Source organism: Vibrio sp. 10N.261.51.A3 (assembly GCF_041471965.1).
GTDB classification, from domain to species: domain Bacteria; phylum Pseudomonadota; class Gammaproteobacteria; order Enterobacterales; family Vibrionaceae; genus Vibrio; species Vibrio crassostreae_C.
The window spans coordinates 118,095-142,626 of sequence record NZ_JBFRPK010000031.1 but is presented as its reverse complement, the minus strand read 5'-3'; the positions used below and the strand labels follow the sequence as shown (position 1 = coordinate 142,626).

General features: G+C 44.1%; 21 protein-coding genes and 1 pseudogene. 11 read left to right on the top strand and 11 right to left on the bottom strand.

Annotated elements, in window-relative coordinates; genetic code table 11:
• Nucleotides 1-137 precede the first annotated feature (137 nt).
• From AB4371_RS09260 to AB4371_RS09250, 3 genes and pseudogenes are all read right to left on the bottom strand, one after another.
• Entirely contained in the window at nucleotides 138-1,106 is a 969-nt protein-coding gene (locus AB4371_RS09260; protein WP_372057440.1) for a diguanylate cyclase, read from the bottom strand.
• A gap of 912 nt (nucleotides 1,107-2,018) precedes the next feature.
• Nucleotides 2,019-3,419 carry a PhoH family protein gene (locus AB4371_RS09255; RefSeq protein WP_017068799.1) on the bottom strand — a complete coding sequence of 467 codons (1,401 nt, stop codon included), beginning with the start codon at nucleotides 3,417-3,419 and terminating at the stop codon, nucleotides 2,019-2,021.
• 65 nt (nucleotides 3,420-3,484) lie between these two features.
• Nucleotides 3,485-4,381, bottom strand: a pseudogene (locus tag AB4371_RS09250) (PIN domain-containing protein); the annotation flags it as partial.
• Between the two features lie 466 nt (nucleotides 4,382-4,847).
• Here AB4371_RS09250 and rapA point away from each other — a divergent pair.
• Nucleotides 4,848-7,757, top strand: a complete 2,910-nt coding sequence (gene rapA, locus AB4371_RS09245) for an RNA polymerase-associated protein RapA (RefSeq protein ID WP_017062952.1) — start codon at nucleotides 4,848-4,850, stop codon at nucleotides 7,755-7,757.
• A gap of 92 nt (nucleotides 7,758-7,849) precedes the next feature.
• Here rapA and AB4371_RS09240 read toward each other — a convergent pair whose 3' ends face one another.
• Nucleotides 7,850-9,127 carry an NRAMP family divalent metal transporter gene (locus AB4371_RS09240; protein WP_372127895.1) on the bottom strand — a complete coding sequence of 426 codons (1,278 nt, stop codon included), beginning with the start codon at nucleotides 9,125-9,127 and terminating at the stop codon, nucleotides 7,850-7,852.
• Nucleotides 9,128-9,285: 158 nt separating this feature from the next.
• Here AB4371_RS09240 and rluA point away from each other — a divergent pair, with 158 nt between their 5' ends.
• Complete coding sequence (gene rluA, locus AB4371_RS09235; RefSeq protein ID WP_136973949.1) at nucleotides 9,286-10,020, top strand: bifunctional tRNA pseudouridine(32) synthase/23S rRNA pseudouridine(746) synthase RluA; 735 nt, start codon at nucleotides 9,286-9,288, stop codon at nucleotides 10,018-10,020.
• Nucleotides 10,021-10,056: 36 nt separating this feature from the next.
• Complete coding sequence (locus tag AB4371_RS09230; protein ID WP_372149491.1) at nucleotides 10,057-11,019, top strand: D-2-hydroxyacid dehydrogenase; 963 nt, start codon at nucleotides 10,057-10,059, stop codon at nucleotides 11,017-11,019.
• Between the two features lie 85 nt (nucleotides 11,020-11,104).
• Here AB4371_RS09230 and AB4371_RS09225 read toward each other — a convergent pair whose 3' ends face one another.
• The 4 genes from AB4371_RS09225 to argR form a co-directional block, all read right to left on the bottom strand.
• Complete coding sequence (locus AB4371_RS09225; protein ID WP_017061372.1) at nucleotides 11,105-11,542, bottom strand: universal stress protein; 438 nt, start codon at nucleotides 11,540-11,542, stop codon at nucleotides 11,105-11,107.
• A 104-nt stretch (nucleotides 11,543-11,646) separates the two neighbouring features.
• On the bottom strand, nucleotides 11,647-14,226 hold the full coding sequence (locus tag AB4371_RS09220; protein ID WP_372149489.1) for a TRAP transporter permease: 2,580 nt from the start codon (nucleotides 14,224-14,226) through the stop codon (nucleotides 11,647-11,649).
• A gap of 255 nt (nucleotides 14,227-14,481) precedes the next feature.
• Complete coding sequence (locus AB4371_RS09215) at nucleotides 14,482-15,450, bottom strand: TAXI family TRAP transporter solute-binding subunit (RefSeq protein WP_017061374.1); 969 nt, start codon at nucleotides 15,448-15,450, stop codon at nucleotides 14,482-14,484.
• 341 nt (nucleotides 15,451-15,791) lie between these two features.
• Complete coding sequence (argR, locus tag AB4371_RS09210; protein WP_004740827.1) at nucleotides 15,792-16,262, bottom strand: transcriptional regulator ArgR; 471 nt, start codon at nucleotides 16,260-16,262, stop codon at nucleotides 15,792-15,794.
• A gap of 332 nt (nucleotides 16,263-16,594) precedes the next feature.
• On the opposite strand from argR, the gene mdh reads away from it, so the two are divergent.
• Entirely contained in the window at nucleotides 16,595-17,530 is a 936-nt protein-coding gene (mdh, locus tag AB4371_RS09205; RefSeq protein WP_009847834.1) for a malate dehydrogenase, read from the top strand.
• 124 nt (nucleotides 17,531-17,654) lie between these two features.
• Nucleotides 17,655-17,846, top strand: coding sequence for a hypothetical protein (locus tag AB4371_RS09200; RefSeq protein ID WP_017061375.1), 192 nt, complete (start codon nucleotides 17,655-17,657; stop codon nucleotides 17,844-17,846).
• 103 nt (nucleotides 17,847-17,949) lie between these two features.
• Here the strand turns inward: AB4371_RS09200 and ispB are convergent, their stop codons facing one another.
• Nucleotides 17,950-18,921 (bottom strand): octaprenyl diphosphate synthase, encoded by a 972-nt coding sequence (ispB, locus tag AB4371_RS09195; RefSeq protein WP_017061376.1) that lies wholly within the window; start codon nucleotides 18,919-18,921, stop codon nucleotides 17,950-17,952.
• Nucleotides 18,922-19,189: 268 nt separating this feature from the next.
• On the opposite strand from ispB, the gene rplU reads away from it, so the two are divergent.
• The 6 genes from rplU to folA all read left to right on the top strand — a co-directional run bounded on the left by rplU (nucleotide 19,190) and on the right by folA (nucleotide 23,195).
• Nucleotides 19,190-19,501, top strand: coding sequence for a 50S ribosomal protein L21 (gene rplU / locus AB4371_RS09190; RefSeq protein ID WP_004740823.1), 312 nt, complete (start codon nucleotides 19,190-19,192; stop codon nucleotides 19,499-19,501).
• A 19-nt stretch (nucleotides 19,502-19,520) separates the two neighbouring features.
• Nucleotides 19,521-19,778, top strand: coding sequence for a 50S ribosomal protein L27 (rpmA, locus tag AB4371_RS09185; RefSeq protein ID WP_004735905.1), 258 nt, complete (start codon nucleotides 19,521-19,523; stop codon nucleotides 19,776-19,778).
• Nucleotides 19,779-20,101: 323 nt separating this feature from the next.
• Nucleotides 20,102-21,274 (top strand): Obg family GTPase CgtA, encoded by a 1,173-nt coding sequence (gene cgtA / locus AB4371_RS09180; protein WP_017061377.1) that lies wholly within the window; start codon nucleotides 20,102-20,104, stop codon nucleotides 21,272-21,274.
• Nucleotides 21,275-21,438: 164 nt separating this feature from the next.
• Nucleotides 21,439-22,206 carry a threonine/serine exporter ThrE family protein gene (locus tag AB4371_RS09175; protein ID WP_017061378.1) on the top strand — a complete coding sequence of 256 codons (768 nt, stop codon included), beginning with the start codon at nucleotides 21,439-21,441 and terminating at the stop codon, nucleotides 22,204-22,206.
• Nucleotides 22,206-22,679, top strand: a complete 474-nt coding sequence (locus tag AB4371_RS09170; RefSeq protein ID WP_017062945.1) for a threonine/serine exporter family protein — start codon at nucleotides 22,206-22,208, stop codon at nucleotides 22,677-22,679. Before AB4371_RS09175 ends, AB4371_RS09170 begins: the two co-directional genes overlap by 1 nt.
• A 36-nt stretch (nucleotides 22,680-22,715) precedes the next feature.
• Nucleotides 22,716-23,195, top strand: a complete 480-nt coding sequence (gene folA, locus AB4371_RS09165) for a type 3 dihydrofolate reductase (protein ID WP_017062944.1) — start codon at nucleotides 22,716-22,718, stop codon at nucleotides 23,193-23,195.
• A 74-nt stretch (nucleotides 23,196-23,269) separates the two neighbouring features.
• Here folA and AB4371_RS09160 read toward each other — a convergent pair whose 3' ends face one another.
• Both AB4371_RS09160 and apaG read right to left on the bottom strand, forming a co-directional pair.
• Nucleotides 23,270-24,073 carry a symmetrical bis(5'-nucleosyl)-tetraphosphatase gene (locus tag AB4371_RS09160; protein WP_017062943.1) on the bottom strand — a complete coding sequence of 268 codons (804 nt, stop codon included), beginning with the start codon at nucleotides 24,071-24,073 and terminating at the stop codon, nucleotides 23,270-23,272.
• 29 nt (nucleotides 24,074-24,102) lie between these two features.
• Entirely contained in the window at nucleotides 24,103-24,483 is a 381-nt protein-coding gene (gene apaG, locus AB4371_RS09155) for a Co2+/Mg2+ efflux protein ApaG (protein ID WP_004735899.1), read from the bottom strand.
• Nucleotides 24,484-24,532 lie beyond the last annotated feature (49 nt).

Sequence of the window (24,532 nt, the reverse complement as noted above, 5' to 3'; positions counted from 1 at the left end):
AGTGTCGTCTACTCGACAGAACCTTCACAGATGGCACTTCGTAACTCGGAAGTGCCCCATTGTGTGTTTCGACCGATTGAACAAACTCTTCACTAAAGCATCATTTGACTTACTTTTTTTCATGCCTAGAACTCTAACTATCTAACCAAATTTGCTAATCCACAACAAAAGGCTTCACACCTATTCCTTCCCGATGTTTTAGCCTTATAAAGGGAATTGTCAGCTTGTAAAAACAAGTTATCGGTATCAATAACTTTTCCTTTGATAGTAGAAATGCCAATACTTACCGTGACAACACCTGCATCGGTAGAGTATTCATGAGTCATTGCTTCAGCTTGTATATTTTTTCTTATTCTTTCTGCGACATGTTTTGCATCACGGAGGTTAGTATTGGGCAATACAGCCACAAACTCTTCTCCACCATACCTTACTAGTAGATCGGAATCTCTATACACATTTTTTCTTAATTGGCTAGAAATTATCTTTAGCGTTGTATCCCCCGCAGCATGACCATAATTATCATTGTAGTTTTTGAAATTATCAATATCTATAATCAGAAGTGACAAGGGCTCACCAGATCGCCTTGCTAAGGCTGAAATTTTTTTTAAATATGCTGAATAAATACGACGATTATATAGCCCTGTCAAAGGATCAATCTCGCTAAGCTCCTTTAATTTTATATTTGCCTCAACTAATTCTTTTTCCTTAAGGTCAAGAAGTTTTTGAAGCTTTACTTGCTCAGTAATATCACGACTAATACCGAACATTCCTATCAACTCACTTCCTCCATCTTTGTAAAGAGGCCATTTACAGGTAGATACCCAGCCCTCATTTCCCTCATTATCTGTATAAGGTTCGATTGAGGTTGTTTTCTGTATTCGACCTTCGATTATTTTCTCATCTTCCTTACGATACATTAATGCATGTTCATGAGGAAACAGATCAAAGTCATCTTTATCGTGAAGTTCCCTCCATGAGTTTTTCCCGACAAGCTCTGCAAAGTTCTGACTGCACAATATGAACCTATAATTCATATCCTTAAAGTAGATGTAATCGCTAGTAATAGATAATAAGGACATGAAGTGACTGAGGAAATTACTTTGCATATATCTGCTCTCTTATTTTTCGGGGGCTCACAAAATGTCAGCGTTAAATTGTCCGTCAATATGAAAGATAGCTGACTTGGCCAACTAAACCAAGTCACTACCTTCATTACCTAAGCCAATCGAAGTTGGTATTTTAGGTCTACTGATAGTGGATATATGTATAATTAAGCAAGTTGTTGTGGCTAAGTGAATTTGGCCACTAATTTAGAGTGAACCAACAACATTTTCTATCTCGCAATGTGCCCCATTGCGACTTAGCGAGTAAATTGTTACGGTCACATTCCACCAGTTGTTTGGAGTTCTCTGCCTTCAAAAGTAACCATAAATAGTTTTAGAGTGTAGCTTCCTAAAATAGTGGTATTTAATATGCTATTCCCCTGTATATTATGCATCTTAGTAATTACAGGGTATAAGGAAGGGTATCATTATGGAGTCTTGTTTGATTTTCTTTTTAAATCATCGTGTTACTTTCTTTTTGGCGGTGTGATGTAAATATTACAATAGTCTGTGACGTGGTGTAGTGAAATAGTTAATTTGGCTACAAATTAAAAGGTTAAACCACTGCGGGTAACACATGTGATGGTCAATGGAGTGAGGGCATTCGTTAGATTCCTTCACTACCCCTACAAAATCTAATGTGTATTACTATCGACTAGTACAATAACTCTAGCAAGCTTTTGTCCAATTGTGTGTTTCACACTTAGAACTCACGATTGTGAAATCAATCATTCATTGATGATGATTGTTTATTTCATAATAACTTGATGAAAATGGATCGAAGGCTGGTTTTGCAAAGAACTCAGCCATAAACCGCTCAACCTGCAGTATCATTGTCTAGTTACGAACATGAACTTCACCGGATCTGCAATTGGCCGCCGGAACAAGCCTGATTCCGGCGCCCTTAGAGTTAAATCACATATTTTCCTCAGCAAATTCCGCTAGACGAGAGCGAACAACACCATTGAGATATATGTTGGCACTACCTTCGTAGTTCTTAAACTTCTCAATGACATAGGTGAGGCCAGAGGTAACAGGAGACAGATAATTACTATCAATTTGTGAAAGGTTACCGGATATAACAAGCTTGGTACCCTCACCACAACGAGTGATGATGGTTTTGAGTTGTGCTGCAGTTAAGTTTTGTGCCTCATCGACAAGAACGAATGCATGCTGAATCGAACGGCCACGCATAAAGTTTAAAGATTTGAACTGAATGTTCGCCTTATCAACAATATACTGGAGACTTTCATTTGGTAGAGCGTCCCCCTTATGCAAGCTTTCCATCGTGTCAGTTACCGCACCTAACCAAGGCAACATCTTCTCTTCTTCTGTACCCGGCAAGAAACCAATGGACTCTGCAATCTCTGGGGTTGATCGGGTTACGATCACCTTATCCACGATCCCTCGCTCGACCGACTGATCCAAAGCACTGGCTAGGGCTAAGTAGGTTTTCCCCGATCCTGCAGGGCCATTTAAGATAACTAGATCAATTTTAGGGTCGAGAAGTGCATGGAGAGCTATCCCTTGATAGACGTTTTTTGCATGGACCCCCCAAGCATTCTTGTGCAATAACCTTTCCTTACCGAGATCTAGTAATCGATAATGATCGCCATCCCTCCCGACAACCCTAGCAGCAAAGTCTGAATCTTCATCTAACAAATACTGGTTAACGTATAAATCACCTAACTGCTGGCACGGAATATCATGGTAAGTTCGACCATACTCTACAACTGTTTTTACATCTGTAATTTGCTGCCAGAAGTCACCATCAAAGCGCTGATAACCTTTTGATAATAGTTCTATGTCTTCAACTATTTTATCTTTTCGATAGTCTTCTACATGTTTCAAGCCAGCACTTCTGGCTTTAATGCGCATATTTATATCTTTCGTTACCAACACAACTTCTTGTGATTCATGCATTCGCTGTAGACACAAGGCACTATTGATAATGAAATTATCTGGACTATCTAAAGGCATCCAATCGGAGCCTGTTCTTCCGTTTAGTTCTATATAATCTGCAAATATAGATAGAGTTCCATCAGGGCTTGGTCCTTTATGTTCAATCAAAATCCCAGCTTGCACATCCTCAGGGCTTGCACCGTCAACTAAATGCTCAATGGTTTTAATTACAACACGGGCATCCCGCGCTACGTCTTTTTTGCTGTCCTTTATACGATCTAATTCTTCAAGAACAGTCATTGGAATAACAATACGGTGCTCTTCAAATGCATAAACTGCCATTGGGTCATGTAGCAACACATTAGTGTCAAGTACGTAGACTCGCTTCACATCATCACTTAAAACTTTACTCATGCAGCCACCTTCTCAGCTTGAAGACAATCATAAGACTCATTAACAGCCTTAAATCCACAGCCCTCTTTTTGCTTCAAGGTCTGAACGAATTTGGTAGATTTTTCGAACTTGACACCCGTCTTACCACTACCTGCCGCGCCAGTGAGAATCACAAGATCAATATCAGGGTCGAGCAGCGCATCAATCGCCATGCCTTGATAGACGTTCTTTGGTGTGATGTCCCATGCTCTGCGATTCATCAATCTTTCGCGGCTGAGGTCTCTCAGGGTAATGCTTTCCGGCTCAATCTCCTCGACTCGAGCGGCAAAGTCACTTTCTTCGTCAATCACATATTGGTTGAGGAAGGTTGGCTCGAACGGCGCTCTTGCTAAGGTGTGCAGCGTCTTGCCGCCTAAACTTCTGCTCTCGACATTATCGATACCATCCCAAAATGAGCCTTCCAGTTGTTGGAAGCCTTTGGTGAGGTATTGGATATCATCAATCAGTTGGTCAGTTTGATAGTCTTCAACAAAACGTACACCGGCGCCTTTTGCTCGTAAACGCATATTGATGTCTTTGGTGATGAGAACCACTTCGCGTGGTGCGCGTTTATTTTGAAGATAGAGGACAGCGTTGAGGATTCGGTTATCGCCCGCCTTGTCATCGGCAAAGGCTTTGATGCTTTCTTGAAGTTCGTAGTCAGCGAGTATTGAAATACTGCCAGATGCATTTATGTCTTTAGAAAAAGGGATGCCTTCCGATATTTGGTCTGGTGTGGCTTCCCTGAACAGGTCTTCGAGCGTTCGAATCGCAATTCTCGCATCTCGAGCAACGTCTCTTTTACTGTCTTTGATTCTGTCGAGTTCTTCTAGCACTGTCATGGGGATAACGACATCGTGCTCTTGGAAAGAAAATATAGCGAAGGGTTCGTGAAGTAGGATATTGGTGTCTAAAACAAATAGCTTCCGGTTGGTCTCGCCCATAGCATCTCCTCGCCGACGTGCGGCTTGCCTTGCATTCATTGAACGTAGATAAAGCTCATATAAAGATTAGTATCTGATTCTGGTGATAGTCAACTACTCACCTAAACTTCATCTAGAGGAACAGCACCATATCGTTACGAGTGAATATGGTGTATTCGTTTGAGAGCAGCAATCTGCTACCTATAGATTAACCATGAATTTTTGACAGTTTGATTGCACTGGCGAAAACAGAAAAAAAGCATGAAATCATCTCCTTTAGGCGTGACCTAAATCACAGCATCGAGTAAGATTAGCGACCTTTTTCTGCACCATTTTCTCGAGATATTTATTATTGAGAGCGCACTTAAAAAGTGGCTGCAAACTAGACATTTTTGGCTATATTTTTAGTTCAGGAGCGATAATGTTCTTGTTTAAAACTGCAGTTAAGAAGACCAAATTCCAACTATAAGATTGAGGTAGTCGATTCATGACATTTGCTTTGGGGCAACGCTGGATAAGCGATACGGAGAGCGATTTAGGTTTAGGTACCGTTGTAGCAATGGATGCTCGCACAGTGACACTAATGTTTGCAGCGTCAGAAGAAAACCGTGTTTATGCACGTACTGATGCTCCCGTAACCCGAGTAACGTTTAATGTAGGCGATGTCATCGAATGCCAAGAAGGTTGGTCTCTGTCTGTCGAGGAAGTTATCGAAGACAAAGGTCTGCTGACTTACTTAGGTACTCGCGAAGATACCCAAGAAACAGAAGTCACTCTGCGTGAAATCTTCTTAAGCAACCAGATCCGCTTTAACAAGCCACAAGATAAGCTATACGCAGGTCAAATCGACCGTATGGATAACTTTGTGTTGCGTTACCGTGCGCTAAGCAACCAGTACCAACAACACAAGAGCCCGATGCGTGGCTTGTGTGGTATGCGTGCTGGCTTGATCCCTCATCAGCTATACATCGCTCATGAAGTGGGTCGTCGTCACGCTCCGCGCGTTTTACTGGCTGATGAAGTGGGCCTAGGTAAAACCATCGAAGCGGGCATGATCATTCACCAACAGGTGCTGTCTGGCCGTGCTGAACGCATTCTGATTGTGGTTCCTGAAACTCTACAACACCAATGGTTAGTAGAGATGATGCGCCGTTTCAACCTGCATTTTTCTATCTTCGATGAAGAGCGTTGTATTGAAGCGTTTGCTGAATCAGACAACCCGTTTGATACCCAGCAGTACGTTCTGTGTTCTTTGGACTTCCTACGTAAGAGCCGTAAGCGCTACGAGCAAGCACTTGAAGGCGAGTGGGACTTGTTGGTTGTCGATGAAGCGCACCACCTTGAGTGGAGCCAAGACAAACCAAGCCGTGAATACCAAGTGGTTGAAGGCTTAGCGGAAAATACGTCTGGTGTGCTACTACTAACAGCAACGCCTGAACAGCTTGGTCGTGAGAGCCACTTTGCACGTCTGCGTCTGCTTGATCCTGATCGCTTCTACGATTACGAAGCATTCGTTGAAGAAGAAGACCAATACGCACCGGTTGCTGATGCAGTAACGGCTCTGTTCTCTGGAGTGAAGCTTGAAAACAGCGCGAAGAACCAGATTACGGAACTGCTTTCTGAGCAAGATGTTGAGCCTCTGTTCCGTGTGATTGAAGGTGATAGCAGCGAAGAAGAGCAAGCGTTAGCTCGCCAAGAACTGATTGATAACCTTATGGATCGCCATGGTACCGGCCGTGTTCTTTTCAGAAACACACGTGCTGCAATCAAAGGCTTCCCTAAGCGTAATGTAAACCTACTGCCGATGGAGATTCCAACGCAGTACACAACCTCAATGCGTGTATCTGGCATGATCGGTGGCAAAATGGCTCCCGAAGCTCGTGCAATGAAGATGCTGTATCCAGAAGAGATCTTCCAAGAGTTTGAAGGTGAAGATTCAAGCTGGTGGCAGTTCGACTCACGCGTTAACTGGTTGATTGAAAAGATCCAAGACAAGCGCAGCGAGAAAATCCTAGTGATCGCCTCTCGTGCAAGTACGGCTCTTCAATTAGAGCAAGCACTGCGTGAGCGTGAAGGTGTGCGTGCAACCGTATTTCACGAAGGCATGTCGATTCTAGAGCGTGATAAAGCTGCGGCTTACTTTGCTCAAGAAGAGGGCGGCGCTCAGGTTCTTATCTGTAGTGAAATCGGCTCTGAAGGTCGTAACTTCCAGTTCGCTAACCAACTTGTGATGTTCGATCTTCCATTCAACCCAGACTTGCTTGAGCAACGTATTGGCCGTTTGGACCGTATCGGTCAGCTGCGTGATATCGACATTCATGTTCCTTACCTAAAAGGCACATCACAGGCGATCCTTGCGCGTTGGTTCGATGAAGGTCTGAATGCATTTGCGGAAACTTGTCCAACGGGTCGCACGGTTTACGATAAGTACTCAGATGTTCTTATCGAGATGCTGGCTTCTGGTAACACTGAGCAACTTGATGAAGTGATTGAAGAGTCTGCCAAGCTAAATCAAAGCCTGAAATCAGATCTAGAAAAAGGCCGTGATCGCCTATTAGAAATGCACTCAAACGGCGGCGACAAAGCGCATGAAATTGCAGAGAAGATTGCCTCGACTGACGGCGACACTAACCTAGTAACGTTTGCACTAAGCCTGTTCGATACGATTGGCTTGAACCAAGACGACAAGGGTGAGAATGCTCTGGTTGTAACGCCGTCTGAGCACATGATGGTGCCAAGCTACCCAGGCTTACCATACGAAGGCGCAACCATCACGTTTGATCGTGATACTGCGCTTTCTCGTGAAGACATGAACTTCATTAGCTGGGAACACCCAATGATTCAGGGCGGTATCGATCTGCTACTGAGTGAAGGTGTTGGTGCATCAGCGGTATCACTACTGAAAAACAAAGCGCTGCCAGTGGGTACTATCCTGCTTGAGCTGGTTTACCTTGTGGATGCGCAAGCGCCGAAACGCAGCGGTATCAGCCAGTTCTTGCCTAAGACGCCAATTCGTTTGATGATGGATGGCCGTGGTAATGACTTATCAGCTCAGGTTGAGTTCGACAGCTTTAACCGTCAATTAAGCCCTGTAAACCGTCACCTAGCGAGCAAGCTAGTTAACTCGGTACAAGGTGAAATTCACAAGCTAATCGAAGCGGGTGAGACGCACGTACTTCCTAAAGTGGAAGAAGTGCGTGAACAAGCTCAACGAGATATGCAGACTAACCTGAACGGTGAATTAGAGCGTCTACAAGCGCTTAAAGCCGTGAATCCTAATATTCGTGATGAAGAGCTAGAGGTAATCGAAGCTCAAATCAATGAACTGACCGGTTACATCAGCAAAGCTCAGGTTCAGCTAGATTCATTACGCTTGATTGTGGTTTCTCACAACTAGTTTTGAATTAGCGAAATGCTTCAACGAAATAAGGCCTTCATTATGAAGGCCTTATTTGTATCTGTAGCTTAATTAACAATTCAAGTAGCTGGTTACATTAACCACTTCCACCAAACAAATACCGCTAGGAAACCAAATAGGTAAACAAGACCTGCTACAGACAACCATTTTAGTTTGCTGCCAATGGCTAGCGCTTCTGGAAGCTTAGCTTTGTTGACCAAGATGAAATTAAGCAGAGCGAAGAATGGCGTTGTTGCAAACGCGAGTACCATTGCGAAATCGAGCATAGGCATCAGCGCTGCGCTAAAGAACATCACAATCGCGAGTGCCGCGATAGAGACAATGATTATCCAGCCTTGCAGCATTCTTGGGCTTGAATCTTTTTTGAATAATAGTCGCTGTGATTCAGCAAGTACGCGTGAGTAGCCATCGATAACGGTAATGGTGCTGCCAAAGATACAGAAGAAAGCGACGATGGCGATCAGTGGACGAGACCATTCACCAATCGTAGAAGCATAAATACCGACTAACTGGTGAGTAAAGCCAACACCAGAGCGAGACAGTTCAACCCCCGAGCCGTGAAGTACTAGCGCGCCTAACGCAACGAATACTAAAGCAAGCAGCGCCGTACCAATGTAGCCAACGTTAAAGTCGAACAGCGCTGATTGTGCGGTCACTTCCTGCTTCTCTTTTTGGCTTTTTAGCCACATAGAGGTGATGCTTGATATTTCGATAGGCGCAGGCATCCAACCCATGGTCACCACGATAAAACCAATAGCAGCCAATGACCAAGGCGACGGTGGAACAAAAGCAGCATCAGGTTCGACTGGAGAGCCGATAGCAATGGCGACTGCAGCTAAGGTTGTGATGGTTAAGATCGCCATGATCGCTTTAGATAGTGTATCTAGAGCACGATAATGGCCAGCAAACAGAATGATCAAACAGGTCGCTAAAACGATCATGCACAAGGTGCTAGTGGCTAAATCGAAAGGAACAAAGTAACTGAGTAGGCTTGCACTGAATAATAGCAGGGCAGCGGTATTCACGACCGCAGATATGGCACTCAAGATCGAAAAGATCACAAGGTATGGGCGGCCTAGGTTAGAGTAACCTTCCACCAAGCTTTGACCCGTTCCTAGCGTGTATTGGATGCCGGCTCTGAAGAATGGATATTTAAATACGTTAACGAGGATAATGAGAGCGGCAAGCTGCCAACCATAAATCGCACCCGCCTTGGTTGAGGCGACTAAGTGAGAACCACCTACAGCCGCTGCGGCCATCATAATGCCTGGGCCAAGAGACTTAATTAAACTTGATAGGGGAGCTGAGGTTGGTGTTTTTGTGTTGGTGGTTTTAACCGTACTGTCCATCGTTTTTCCTTTGATGCTGACTTCTTATTATCTGTTACCCTATCAATACCATGTTTTGTAAAGCCGTCAACTTTTATGTACGAAAATATTGAAAATTGTATTTATTTATAAACGAATCAACCGTGAATTATTTGTTCACTAGCAATTAAGAGGCTTCAATGGCGTTAGAACAGTACACACCACCACGTGAACCGTGGATTGATATTGTTTATCAAGATGACGATATTCTTGTGGTGAACAAGCCTGCAGGCCTGCTTTCTGTTCCGGGTAGGTTACCTGAGCATTACGACAGCATGTGGAGTCGGTTAGTTGTCGAATTTCCAGAGATTCAAGTCGTTCATCGATTGGACATGTCGACCTCAGGCTTGATGCTGCTCGCTAAACACAAACAAGCTGAGCGTCATTTGAAGAAGCAATTTCAATATCGACTGACACACAAACTCTATTACGCCCGAGTATGGGGTTCAGTAGAAGAAGCAGAAGGTTTGATTGACCTCCCTCTTATTTGCGATTGGCCAAACCGGCCGAAGCAAAAAGTGTGTTTCGAGGATGGTAAATCATCACAGACTCGTTATGTGGTAGAACAGCAAGAACTCCAAACGACTTTACTTAAGTTACTGCCAATTACCGGGCGTTCTCACCAATTGAGAGTGCATTGCATGGAAATAGGCGCACCGATTGTGGGCGATGAGTTTTACGCAACATCAGAAGCATTTGAATACAGTGATAGGTTGGCTTTGCATGCGTGTGAGCTGAGCTTTTATCATCCAGCGAATAATCAGTTGTTTAAAGCCTTTGTTCCCTGTGACTTTTATCCTCAAGCATCCCCACAAATCGAACAGCACTTTGAAATTGCGCTTGAGCTTCCAGACTACAGTAAGCTAAAAGCTTAGAATGGACTGATTCATAGATCTAACCAAGGAAGAAGAATGCCAACGCTGAATGTTGTGTTTCTCGATAGAGCGACTATCCCATCTCAAATTCATTTAAAGCCTCTGAGCTTTGAGCATGAATGGGTAGAGTATGATTTCACAGCTCCTGAGCAAGTATCAGAGCGAGTTGAAGAAGCTGATGTGGTGATCACTAACAAGGTAGTGCTCAATGAGTCGAATCTCGCTGGTGCGAAAAAACTCAAGTTGATCGCGGTTTCAGCGACCGGTGTTAATAATGTCGATGTGGAATACTGCAAATCTAAAAACATTGCAGTGACAAACGTGCAAGGCTATGCGATTCAATCGGTTCCTGAACATGTCATCGCAATGCTGTTTGCACTTAAACGAAACCTTGTTGGTTATCATAAAGACATTGAGGCGGGCGAGTGGCAAAAGGACAAGCAGTTCTGCTTCTTTACTCATCCGATTCAAGATTTGGCTGGCAGCACACTGGGGTTGATGGGGAGTGGCAGCTTAGGTCAAGCCACCGCAATGTTAGCCAAAGCGATTGGTATGAAGGTGATGTTTGCCGAGCGAAAAGGAGCAGAGTCTTGTCGAGAAGGGTATCTACCTTTTGATACGGTATTGAAGCAAGCGGATGCGATCAGTCTACATTGCCCATTGACTGATGCGACCCAAAATCTGATTTCAGAGCGAGAGCTCACAATGATGAAATCGAGCGCGGTATTAATTAATGCCGGGCGCGGAGGTCTAGTAGATGAACAAGCCCTAGTTGAGGCTTTGAAAAAACATGAGATTGCAGGCGCAGGTATGGATGTGTTTACACAAGAGCCCGCCGACAACTCAAATCCACTATTGGCTAATAGCCACTTACCGAACTTATTACTCACTCCACATGTGGCGTGGGGCAGTGACAGTTCAATTCAAAAGCTGTCTGATATCTTAATCGACAATATTGATGGGTTTGTTGCGGGTAATCCGCAGAACTTAGTGAGTTGATTGAAGAATTAAATTGCGTGAACGAAAAACAAAAAAGGTTGGCTTTTAGGCCAACCTTTTTAGATCGTTGTGTCGATTAAGTGATTTAGCCTTGCGGCTTAACTACCAATACATTGATTGGTGAGTTCTGTACCACTTTGCTTGCAACAGAACCAAGCACAACTTTGTCGATTTTCGAACGCTTATGGCTAGGCATCACGATAAGGTCAGCGCCCAGTTTTTCTGCGTAATCTAGAATCGTTGTGTAAGTCTTGCCTTCGGCAACGTGAACTTTATACACCACTTCATCGTCAATGTGCTTGTCAGCAAACTCTTTCAGCTGATTTTTAACATCAAGCTTCATTTGGTTCGCTGCATCTTTCGGGAAGTAAGACGCCACCATCGACATGTGAATGCCTGGTAGTACGTTCAGAATGTGGATTTCAGCATTGCTGTGTTTTGCGTGCCATACCGCCAGTTCGACTGCCTTATCAGAAAAGCCTTTGTCATTAAGATCAACAGGAACAAGGATTTGTTTATACATGTATTCGTCTCTTTTTAATCAGCGCTAAGCTTTCACTTAGCACTGTAATTATCCTTTCCATGTAATAAAGCCAAATAGCGCTAAGCACTACTCAGCCTTATCCATTACGCGCTAATCTCATCCTTACGAGCACGTCTTCTTTGGTTCATCGCTAAACCAATCAAAATGATCAGAGCTGGTAAGAATACCCACTCTTTCATTGGTCGATCTGCATCTTGGATAACGGATTTGATTTCCCAATCGAAATCAATACCAGCCGCTTCTGCTGGGCTACCGAACTCAACCATATCAACAATCATCTTGCCTTCTGATTCAGTCAGCATTAGACCCATAGAGGCAATACGATCTTCACTTGAGGTCGCAGAATCTTCAAACGGCAGGCGAACTGTCTTTTCAGAATAGTCACCTTCTAAGTTTTCGCCACCCACTCTAAGTTCAAGTGATTGTCCCACATCCAGTTTTTCCGTGATTTGAGCAATCTCAACTCCAGGTGAAAGAACTTTCTCTGGGTAAATCATGTCCCACCAGAAGCCAGGGCGGAAGAAAGTGAAGGTTAATGCAATAAGCAGCACCGTTTCCCACCACTTGTTCTTGGTGAACCACCAACCTTGTGTTGCAGCTGCGAAGATAAGTACCGCAGTCACAGATGAGAAAATCGTTAGTGCTAAGTGCCACCAAGAATCAATGCCCATCAACAGTAGTTGGGTATTGAAGATGAACATGAACGGCAAGATCGCGGTCCGGATATCGTAGGTGAAACCTTGAATACCTGTACGAATTGGGTCTGATTTCGCAATCGCGGCGGCTGCAAAGGCTGCGAGACCAACTGGAGGTGTGTCATCCGCAAGAATACCGAAGTAGAACACAAATAAGTGAACCGCAATCAGTGGGATGATCAAGCCGTGCGCTGCACCTAAGGTCACAATTACCGGTGCCATCAGTGTTGAAACCACGATGTAGTTCGCCGTTGTTGGCAAGCCCATACCTAAGATCAAGCTGATTACCGCAGTGAATAGCAACATAAGAATGATGCTACCGCCTGAGATAAACTCAACGAAGTCCGTCATTACTAGACCGATACCCGTTAGAGTCACCACGCCTACAACCGTACCTGCAGCCGCTGTCGCGACACCGATACCAATCATGTTACGTGCGCCTGAAACCAAGCTCTCTGCGAGATCAACGAAGCCAGCTTTAGTTTGCTCTGCAAGATCGTCTGATTTGTTCATCAGAGTCATTAACGGACGCTGAGTGATCAGAATGAAGATCATGAACACGGTCGCCCAGAATGCCGACAGACCTGGAGAGAAACGCTCTACAGTCAGACACCAAACAAGTACTACGATAGGCAGTAGGAAGTGCAAACCAGATTTAATCGTTGGCCCCGGATCCGGAACTTCTTTTAGATCGGCATCGATTTCCATGCCGCCTTCAGCTGCGTATTTTGCAGATACGCGAACCAGAGCAACATAAGCGATCAATAGCGCCACTGTTACTATTGGTGTTGCAGCATCACCAAAGACATCTTTCGTCCAACCGACACCGTAGTAAACCGCGGCACTGATAACACACAGACCTAAAATGGTCCCCGTGAAAGACAGTAGGCTCTGTACGATAGTTGGCGTGCGGCGACGAGGTAGGCCAGTCATACCTGCTTTACATGCTTCTAGGTGAACAATGTAAATCAGAGCGATGTAAGAGATCAGAGCGGGCAGTAGCGCGGCTTTGATTACTTCTACATACGAGATACCCACATACTCAACCATCAAGAATGCTGCTGCACCCATGATAGGTGGTGTTAATTGACCATTGGTTGAAGCAGCGACTTCTACTGCGCCTGCTTTAGTGCCTGGGAAACCAACACGCTTCATTAGCGGGATAGTAAAGGTCCCCGTGGTTACTACGTTTGCAATAGATGAACCTGATACCAGACCAGATAAACCAGAGGCTACAACGGCTGCTTTTGCTGGACCGCCTTTCATGTGACCAAGCAGTGAGAATGCGACCTTGATGAAGTAAGCACCGGCGCCAGCACGTTCTAGCATTGCACCAAACAGTACAAACAAGAATACGAACGACGTTGATACGCCAAGTGCCACACCGAATACACCTTCAGTTGTCAGCCACAGATGCGACATTGCCTTGTTCAGGCTCGCACCTTTGTGGGCAATAACGTCTGGCATGTGAGGGCCGCCAAAGGTGTAAAGTAGGAATACTGCTGCCACAACCATAAGAGGTGGACCCAAAGCGCGTCGTGTTGCTTCAAGTAGTAAAACCATACCGAATACGGCCGCAACAATATCGAATGTTGTTGGTGCGCCTGAGCGTTCAGCGAGCTGAGTATAGAAAATATAGATATAAGAAGCTGAAAAGCTACCTACAAGCGCTAATATCCAATCGACTGCGGGGATGCGATCCCTAGGCGAATTCTTCATGGCTGGATAAGCGGTAAAGGCTAGGAAAATAGCAAACGTAAGATGAATTGCTCGAGCTTCAGTGTCGTTTAAAATTGCGAAGTTAAAAATGAACGGCAGCGGAGATGCATACCAAAGTTGGAACAGTGACCAACATAGAGGCACAAACCATAAAATACGGCCTTGGATACCACGAGGGCTACGCGCACCAGTATCTGATTGTGCCACCATTTCTTGCACATCTGGAGACGGTGATGTTGTCTGCGTCATGTACTTTATCCTTATTATTGATGGTCTGCCTTTTTTTACGAACAACCAAACGTTATTTATTTCCTATCTAGTGTAGTGAATGGATAGGGAAATGCGTTTTTTGTTCGTCTTTGTCTTAGGCTTGATACGAAGGTAAGTCCTCCAAATTGGAGAAACTTAAAGGGCTGTTCTTTTCACTTAAGTTATTTTTATAAAACGTGAAAAGCCAATAAGGAGGGCTAGCCTCCTTATTGGTGTAGTAGGCTTAAAGTAGAGTTACTTTAGAAGACCCACTTCTTTGTAGTATTTTGCTGCGCCTGGGTGAAGAGGGATAGAGATACCCGCTTTAACCATGTCTTCTTTTTTCAGGTTAGCAAATGCTGGGTGTAGGCGTTTGAAAGTGTCAAAGTTTTCAAATACTGCCTTAGCAACGTTGTATGCAACTTCTTCAGAAACGTCTGAAGTTGTTACCATAGTTGCTGCAACACCGAAGCTGTTTACGTCAGCGTCAGTACCACGGTACATACCAGCAGGAACTGTGCTGTAAGCGTAGTATGGGTTTTCAGCTACGATCTTGTCGATCTGTGGACCTGTTGCTGAAACCAGTTTTGCATCACAAGACGTTGTTGCTTCTTTGATTGATCCGTTCGGGTGACCAACCATGTAGATGAATGCATCAATCTTGTTATCACAAAGTGCTTGTGAACGCTCAGAACCTTTAAGTTCAGAAGCAAGCTTGAAGCTGTCGTTAGTCCAGCCCATCGCGTCCATTACAACACCCATCGTTGCACGGTCACCAGAACCTGGGTTCCCAATGTTTACACGCTTACCTGCTAGGTCAGACACATTGTTGATGCCAGCATCTGTACGAGCGATGATGTTGAACGGTTCTGTATGTAGCGAGAACATAGCGCGAAGTTTCTTGTATTCGCCCTGATCTTTGAACTTACTTGTACCGTTGTAGCCGTGGTATTGCCAGTCCGATTGAACAACACCGAAATCTAGTTCACCAGCACGGATGGTGTTAACGTTGTAGATTGAACCACCAGTAGACTCTACAGAACAACGAATGTTGTGGTCTTTGCGGCCCTTGTTCACTAGCTTACAAATCGCACCACCAGTTGGGTAGTAAACACCCGTAACTGAACCAGTACCAATCGTGATGAACTCTTGAGCGTTAACAGCGCCAGCGCCCATTACAGCAGCTGCAATAGCACCAACTTTAATAAGTTTGGTAAATGCCATGAATTTCCCTTCCTTTATTCATTATTAACCCTGAAACAAGTGTAGTTGCTTCAGGAGTTTCCTATTTGGAAACGGCACCTTTTTCAATCCATGTGATGAAAAAGTGGCTGAATAATATCAAAAATTGGCAGAAAATTACTCGAATGTTAAAAGATATAGCTAAAAAATCTAACAAATGATGTCTTGATCTCGTGTTTGATTTGCTACTGGGTTTTTAAAATCAATGGTTTAGTGTGATTTTGGAAGGGAGGTATGGATATTCTAGGATGTGATTTGGATCACGAAGCAAATAGATACTCGTGATCCAACAGTAAGGTTGATAATTATGAAACAGAGATCAATTATCCTGCGTATTCAAACAGTTCGCACACTGAATCAAACAGTTGCTTAGTGGTAACCGATAACGTTGGGGTAATGAAGATAGTATCATCACCTGCGACTACGCCCAGTATGCCTTCCGACTTACCTAGTGAGTCTAATAAACGCGCAATCAGCTGAGCCGCACCAGGACCTGTGTGTATCACCACCAATGCATTGTTGTGGTCAATATCTAGTACTAATTCTCTTAGAGAGCTAGAAACGGTCGGAACACCAAGCTCAGCAGGAAGACAGTAAACCATCTCCATTTTTGCGTTACGAGTTCGAACGGCACCAAACTTGGTTAACATACGCGAGACTTTAGACTGGTTGATGCTTTCAAAACCTTCGTGTTTTAGGGCATCCACAATTTCGCCTTGTGAGCCAAAACGTTCTTCTTTTAGTAAGGCTTTAAATGCACGAACTAAGTTGTCTTGCTTTTCTGTATTGCGCATATGTCATTCTTATTCATTAACAAAGATGTTTGCATATTCTCGCATACATATTCAATTTTAGCCAAAACATCCCTGTAATTTGTTAGTCATATCACTGTAAATATTTAATAGAATAATGTGTTATTTGCGACGACTTATTTTGTTATTTCAGTCGATTATCGCCATAATGCGAACTTGCTGTGTAGCACGGTTTTATTGACTTGCGCGAAGTCGCAAAGCTAGCGTTAATTGATTGTAATCACTTTGTGATTAATATAGTTTTTTAACTTAGATTTAGCTCAAGAATTACCCTACAAAGAATCTATAAGAGAAAGCTCTCAAGGAGAATAACAATGAAAGTAGCTGTTATTGGTGCCGCTGGTGGCATCGGTCAAGCCCTAGCCCTACTACTTAAGAACCGCCTACCTGCTGGTTCAGATCTTGCACTTTACGACATCGCTCCGGTAACACCGGGTGTTGCTGCCGATCTTAGCCATATCCCAACGCCTGTTTCGATCAAAGGTTACGCGGGTGAAGATCCAACACCAGCACTCGAAGGTGCGGATGTTGTACTTATTTCAGCGGGTGTTGCTCGTAAGCCTGGTATGGATCGTGCGGATCTTTTCAATGTGAATGCTGGCATTGTTAAGTCTCTTGCAGAGAAAATCGCAGTTACTTGTCCTACTGCTTGTGTTGGTATCATTACTAACCCAGTAAACACAACAGTGCCAATCGCGGCTGAAGTACTGAAGAAAGCGGGCGTTTACGACAAGCGACGTCTATTCGGTATTACGACTCTTGATGTGATTCGTTCTGAAACGTTCGTTGCTGAACTAAAAGACAAAGATCCAGGCGACATCCGTGTTCCTGTTATCGGTGGCCACTCAGGCGTAACGATTCTTCCTCTACTTTCTCAAGTTGAAGGCGTAGAGTTTACTGACGAAGAAATCGCAGCACTAACGACTCGTATCCAAAATGCAGGTACGGAAGTAGTAGAAGCTAAAGCTGGCGGCGGCAGTGCGACATTGTCTATGGGTCAAGCGGCTTGTCGTTTCGGTCTTGCTCTAGTGAAAGCGCTTCAAGGTGAAGAGAACGTGATTGAATGTGCATACGTTGAAGGTGAAGGCGAGCACGCTCCATTCTTCGCACAGCCAGTTAAGCTAGGTAAAGAGGGCGCTGAAGCGATCCTTAGCTACGGTGAGCTAAGCGACTTCGAACGTAACGCTTTAGATAGCATGCTTGAAACGCTAAATGGTGACATCGAGATTGGTGTTGAATTCGCTAAATAAGCGAAACGCTATTTAACTCAGACTTAAGCTAATTAATAAGGGCCGGTCATTATGATCGGCTTTTTTGATCCTGAAGTTCAAGCTACTCGTATTTAGCTTTACAATTAATGTGAAGGTAAATGTTATGGCTACTGTTCAGAAGGGTATGAATGTCGAATATTTGGGGCACTTAGGAAAAGTATTGGTAATTGATGAGCAAGAGCAGTACGCGCTAGTAGAGACTTACAACGGGCATGAGCAGTACGCGGTGCCAATGGAAGAGCTTGAAGAGATTGAAGCACAACTGCCGTTATCATTAGAAGCCAGTCGATATTGAATTTGGCTCACCTACAAATATTTGTTGAAAACCAAAAAAAAGAGCCCTGAGGCTCTTTTTGTTATTTATATAGAAGCTAGAAGCGAGTTGTCTATTAACCTGCTTACTTACTGCGTTTAACAGCTAAGTGTGCGAGCGTGGTTAGCGCTTGCTTATATTCTGAGTCAGGAAGTACAGAAAGCTCAGCGATGGCTTTATCGGCCTCTTCGTAGGCTTTATTTGTTGTGTACTCTAAAGAGCCTGTCTCTTTCATTACAGCCATAATATCGTCAAGACGTTCCATGCCGTTCGCTTTCTCAATCGCTTCACGAATCATGCTTGCTTGTTCAGGAGAGCCATTATGCATTGCGTAAAGTAGAGGCAGTGTTGGTTTGCCTTCGGCTAGATCGTCACCAACGTTTTTACCCATCTCTTTACCATCTGCAGTGTAATCCATCACATCGTCAATCAGTTGGAAAGCGGTGCCTAGGTATTTACCATAGTTCTGCATTGCTGTTTCGATCTCTGGTGATGACTCAGTAAGAATCGCACCGATTTGGGTCGCAGCTTCGAACAAACGAGCAGTCTTAGAGTAGATCACCTGCATGTAGCTTTCTTCTGTGGTGTCTGGGTTATTGCAGTTCATTAATTGTTGAACTTCACCCTCGGCAATCACGTTTACCGCTTCACTCATTAACTCAAGGATCTTTAAGGATCCTAGCGTTGTCATCATTTGGAATGAGCGTGTGTAGATAAAGTCACCCACCAAAACGCTAGCGGCATTACCAAAAGCGGCATTGGCCGTCGCTTTACCACGTCTCATGTCCGATTCGTCGACAACGTCGTCATGAAGCAGGGTTGCGGTGTGAATAAACTCGATAAAGGCTGCAGAGGTGATATGAGCTTCACCTTGGTAACCAAGTGCGCGGGCAGATAAAAGAGCAAGCAAAGGGCGTAGGCGCTTTCCACCACCGCTAACGATATAAAAACCAAGCTGGTTGATTAAACTTACGTCAGAATTAAGTTGGGCTTGAATTGTTTCATTCACTTTTGCCATATCATTGGCAGTAAGCGTTTGGATAGCTTTAAAATCCATTGTTCATCCGGCTGAAGTTAGACCCTGTAAGGCTTATACGTTGTATTCAATTGTTGAATAATACACTAAAAAACGTTGATTAATACATCGCTAAAGGGCATGATTGCCACACTTTTCTTTGGCGAACAGGTTTTCGCCAATTTTTTAAAAATATGACTTGTCATAGCGCCATGATTCCCGTAGAATCTGCGCCCTATTGATTAGTTTAGCGCACACCCGAGTTGTACAATTAACAACCATAGGCTGTGCGGAAAAAGCGGAGTAAAATATGTACGCTGTTTTCCAATCTGGTGGCAAACAACACCGAGTAAGCGAAGGTCAAACACTTCGTTTAGAGAAATTAGACGTTGAAACTGGTGCAACTGTTGAATTTGATAAAGTTCTTCTTGTTGCTAACGGCGAAGAAATCGCTGTTGGTGCACCTCTTGTTGAAGGTGGCAAGGTTACTGCAGAAGTAGTACAACACGGTCGTGGCGATAAAGTAAAAATCGTTAAGTTCCGTCGTCGTAAGCACTCGCGTAAGCAAGCTGGTCACCGTCAGTGGTTCACTGAAGTGAAAATCACTGGCATTAACGCTTAAGTATTAGGAGAGTTTAACAATGGCACATAAAAAAGCTGGCGGTTCTACTAATAACGGCCGCGATTCAGAAAGCAAACGTCTTGGTGTTAAGCGTTTTGGTGGTGAATCTGTTCTTGCAGGTAACATCATCGTTCGTCAACGTGGTACTAAGTTCCACGCTGGCACAAACGTTGGCATCGGTAAAGACCACACTCTTTTCGCTCTTACTGAAGGTAAAGTGAAATTTGCTGTTAAAGGTCCTAAAAACCGTAAGTTTGTAAGCATCGAAGCTGAGTAATTTAATCTTTAACTAGATTATTTTATTAGCTTTCAAGCTGAATTCAAAAGCCCTGCCGATTCGGCAGGGTTTTTTATTTATAGCAAGAATAAAAAAGCAGACGCTCTTGTTTTGGTTTTGAGAAGCCGTTTTATTTTTTGATAAACAGATTAGTTTTTAAGAAGCCGTTTGTTTTTAAGAAATAAGAAGCAAAGAACCTCTCCTTATTTGTTCCTTGGTTGCAGGTCGGCCTAGATCTTAGGTGATCGATCTAAACACGGATCTGCTAGAATTTATATCACTCCTTGATGAGTGGTAACGCAACGTAAGTGCGGAGTTAAAAAATGAAATTCGTTGATGAAGCGGTAGTAAAAATAGAAGCCGGTGATGGCGGTAATGGTACAGTTAGCTTTTGGCGCGAAAAATTCGTCGCTAAAGGTGGTCCTGATGGCGGCGACGGTGGTGACGGCGGTGATGTTTACATCCAAGCGGATGAGAACTTAAACACACTGATCGATTACCGTTTCCAACGTTTTTACAATGCAGAGCGTGGCGAGAATGGTCGCGGCGGTAACTGTACTGGTAAACGTGGTAAAGACATTACGCTGAAAGTACCAGTTGGTACGCGTGCAGTTGATATCCACACCAACGAAATCGTTGCTGAAGTTGCTGAACACGGCAAGAAAGTAATGGTTGGTAAAGGTGGTTGGCACGGTCTTGGTAACACACGTTTTAAATCGTCTGTTAACCGCGCTCCTCGTCAAAAGACAATGGGTACTAAAGGCGAAGTTCGTGAACTGCGTTTAGAGCTTCTTCTATTAGCTGACGTTGGTATGCTTGGCCTACCAAACGCAGGTAAATCTACTTTTATTCGTTCAGTATCTGCTGCGAAACCAAAAGTGGCTGATTACCCGTTCACTACTTTGATCCCAAGCTTGGGTGTGGTAAGTGTTGTCCCTGAAAAGAGCTTCGTTGTTGCCGATATCCCAGGACTAATCGAAGGCGCAGCTGATGGCGCTGGCCTTGGTATCCGATTCCTTAAGCACCTTGAGCGTTGTCGTGTTCTTCTGCATATGATCGACATTATGCCGATCGATCAATCTGATCCTATTCAGAATGCACTAACGATCATCGATGAGCTTGAGCAATACAGTGAAAAAGTTTCACAAAAACCTCGCTGGTTAGTGTTCAATAAAGTTGACCTAATGCCAGAAGACGAAGCAGACGAAAAGATTCAAGAAATCATCGATGCTTTGGGCTGGGAAGGCGAGTACTTCAAGATCTCTGCTGTGAATAAAATCGGCACCAAAGATCTTTGCTTCAAACTAGGTGAGTTTATGGAAAACCTACCTCGTGAAGTTGTAGAAGTTGAAGAAGAAGAAAAAGTAGACTTTATGTGGGATGACTACCATAAAGATGCGATGAGCGGTAAGAATGTCGTTACTGAAGATGACGACGATTGGGACGATTGGGATGACGAAGAGGATGACGGCCATGTTATCTATGTTCGTGACTAATCCTCTTAGTTTCTCATAACGCATCGGTCGCTTCTTACAAGTACACTGATAGTTTTATTAAACCGCAATGAAAATTGCGGTTTTTTTGTATCTAAATCATGACGTCTTACTGTTTTTTATGCAAAATTTATCTTTAGATAATTAACGCCTATGGGAAGGAAATCATGGCATCAAAGCAAAGAGCGATCTCAAGACTCGTCGCTCAATCAGGACAAATGTTATTGGCGCACGGGGCAGAGAGCACACTGGTCGGCGATATCATGCGTCGCATCGGTATTGCTTGTGGGGTGAATGAGGTTGAAGTCGCACTGTCAGCCAATGCGCTTGTTGTAACTACCGTAATGGATGATCACTGTATTACCACTACTCGAAGTTGTGCTGATCGTGGCATTAACATGCAGGTTATCACCGACATTCAACGCATTTGCATCATGATGGAGAAGGGAATTCTCGATTATGATTTGGCGTATAAAAAGATTCAAAACATCAGCCCCGAGCGCTACAACCGTTGGTTAGTGGTTGTGATGATAGGGTTGTCGTGCGCCTCTTTTAGCCACCTTGCGGGCGGAGACTGGCAAGTCTTCATGATGACTTTTATTGCTTCAGCTTGCGGTATGATCGTCAGGCAAGAGATTGGGCACCGCCATTTCAATCCGCTATTAAACTTTGCTATCACAGCATTCGTTACCACGACCATTTCAGCTCAAGCCGTACTTTACAATATTGGCGGCCAACCCACGATCGTGATGGCTTCATCTGTATTAATGTTAGTACCTGGTTTTCCTCTGATTAACTCCGTCGCTGATATGCTTAAAGGCCATATTAATATGGGGTTAGCGCGCTTTACCATGGCCAGCTTATTAACTCTGGCGACGAGCTTGGGCATTGTCGCGGCGATGAGTCTATCAGATGTTTGGGGGTGGGCAAGCTAATGAGTATTTTCGAACTGTTTTTAGGTCTGCTCAACGATATGTTTTTCGCCGCTATTCCTGCGGTTGGGTTTGCATTGGTGTTTAACGTTCCGCAACGTGCTTTAATTTATTGTGCACTCGGTGGTTCTATCGGTCATGGTAGCCGGTATCTGATGATGCACTTTGGTATTCCAATCGAATGGGCGACGTTCTTCGCCGCAACCGTGGTTGGTATGATAGGGGTTCATTGGTCACATAAACTGTTAGCACATCCGAAGGTGTTTACGGTTGCAGCTCTAATTCCTATGGTGCCAGGTGTGTTCGCCTTCAAGGCGATGATTGCGATGGTGGAGATTAACAGGGCAGGCTACACGCCTGAGTTGTTGGCAATGTTGATGGAGAACTTTTTAAAATCGATGTTCATTATCGCAGGGTTGGCGGTTGGCTTAGCTGTGCCAGGGCTGTTATTCTATCGCCGTAGACCTATCGTTTAGCGTTAATTTTCTTTTTAGGGACAGGACTTTCGATTTATGATCATCAGCATGATAGCGGCAATGGCAAACAACCGTATAATTGGTAAAGACAATCAGATGCCTTGGCATTTACCTGCGGATTTTGCATGGTTTAAACGCTCGACTATGGGTAAACCAGTCGTGATGGGACGTAAGACCTACGATTCTATTGGACGCCCTTTGCCGGGTCGGTTGAATGTCGTAATCAGCCGTGATGAGAGTTTAAAGATTGAAGGTGTAACGACGGTAACTTCTATTGAACAGGCTCTAGAGCTACTCAGTGATGTTGAAGAGGTGATGATCATTGGTGGCGGCTCTATTTATGAGAGCTGCTTACCTAAAGCGGACAAGTTGTATCTGACTTACATCGATTTCGCCGTCGATGGAGATACACAATTTCCTGACTGGGGTGAAGGTTGGAAGCAGAGCTTTAACGAGAGCTATCAAGCTGACGAGAAAAACAAACACAACATGGAGTTTGTGATTCTCGAGCGTTAACTGTGGTTATCAATAGCTAGTCTCTGAAAAATGCTTGCGTTACCCTACCAAGGTAGCGCAAGTTTCTCGTATCTTTATAGCGCTTTCTGAGTGAAAAACTGTTTATCTTCCCAGCGAAGAATTGTCAATTCACCTCCCCAGACGCATCCAGTATCAAGTCCAATTACGTCTTTTCCGTTATAGCCTTCAAGCGCAGCCCAGTGTCCAAAAACAACGGTTTTATCGAGCTTTATGCGTTGCGGAAGGTCAAACCATGGCACTAATGGTTCATCGGTAATCTCATTCGGTGGTAGCTTACATGCCATGTCGAGACGGCCATCTTCAAAACAGAAACGCATTCTTGTCAGGCTATTGATCGCATAGCGATAGCGCTCAATATCATGTAAATCCTGATGCCATAAATCAGGCGCGTTGCTGTACATGTTTTCGATTAGCCATTGCCATTTATCGGACTTTAACAAGGATACGATCTCTCGATTTTCAACACGTGCTCTTTCTAGATTCCACTGCGGTGAGATACCCGCATGGCACATCACGAACTCTGGGTGTTCTTGAAGCAAAGGCTGTTGTCTTAACCATTCGATTAGCAGTTCACGATCTTCAGCATCAAGAATCGCTTGAGTCTTATCTTTTGGTTTCGCTGGAAATAGTCCTAAGGACACCGCCAGAAGATGTAAGTCATGGTTGCCTAATACAACCTTAGCTGCGTCACCAAGGTTACGAATAAAGCGTAACGTCTCCAATGATTTAGGGCCTCGAGCAACTAAGTCTCCGGCGACCCATAAAGTATCTTGGTGTTTATCAAAGTTAATTTTTTCAAGTAGTCCTTGAAGTTCGTCGAAGCACCCTTGGATGTCTCCGACAATGTAATTCGACACAATAATTTCCTGTAGATACGGATGTACGGCTAATTAAGAATATTAGGGATTGCGAGTCTGAATGGGTCAACTTCGGTAATAAAATCAATGCCCTTGTTATCGGTCATCACATAGTGACCTTGCATAACGCCAACAGGGGTTTCGATGACCGTACCACTTGTGTAGGTGTACTCGTCGTTGGCTTCAATCACGGGTTGTTGGCCAACTACACCATCACCCTCAATGGTGAGCTGCTTGCCGTTAGAGTCGGTAATTAACCAGCGGCGAGACATAAGTTGCACCGTTGTTTTACTTAGATTTTTGATGGTAATAATGTAGGCGAAGACATAACGATTCTTCGTTGGCTCAGATTGTTCTTCTATGTACTTAGAGTGAACCTGGCATTTGATACAAGGCGTAGATATATCCATATTCGCACCTTTTGTTGTTGATATACTTAATGTAATTAAAGTATTACAT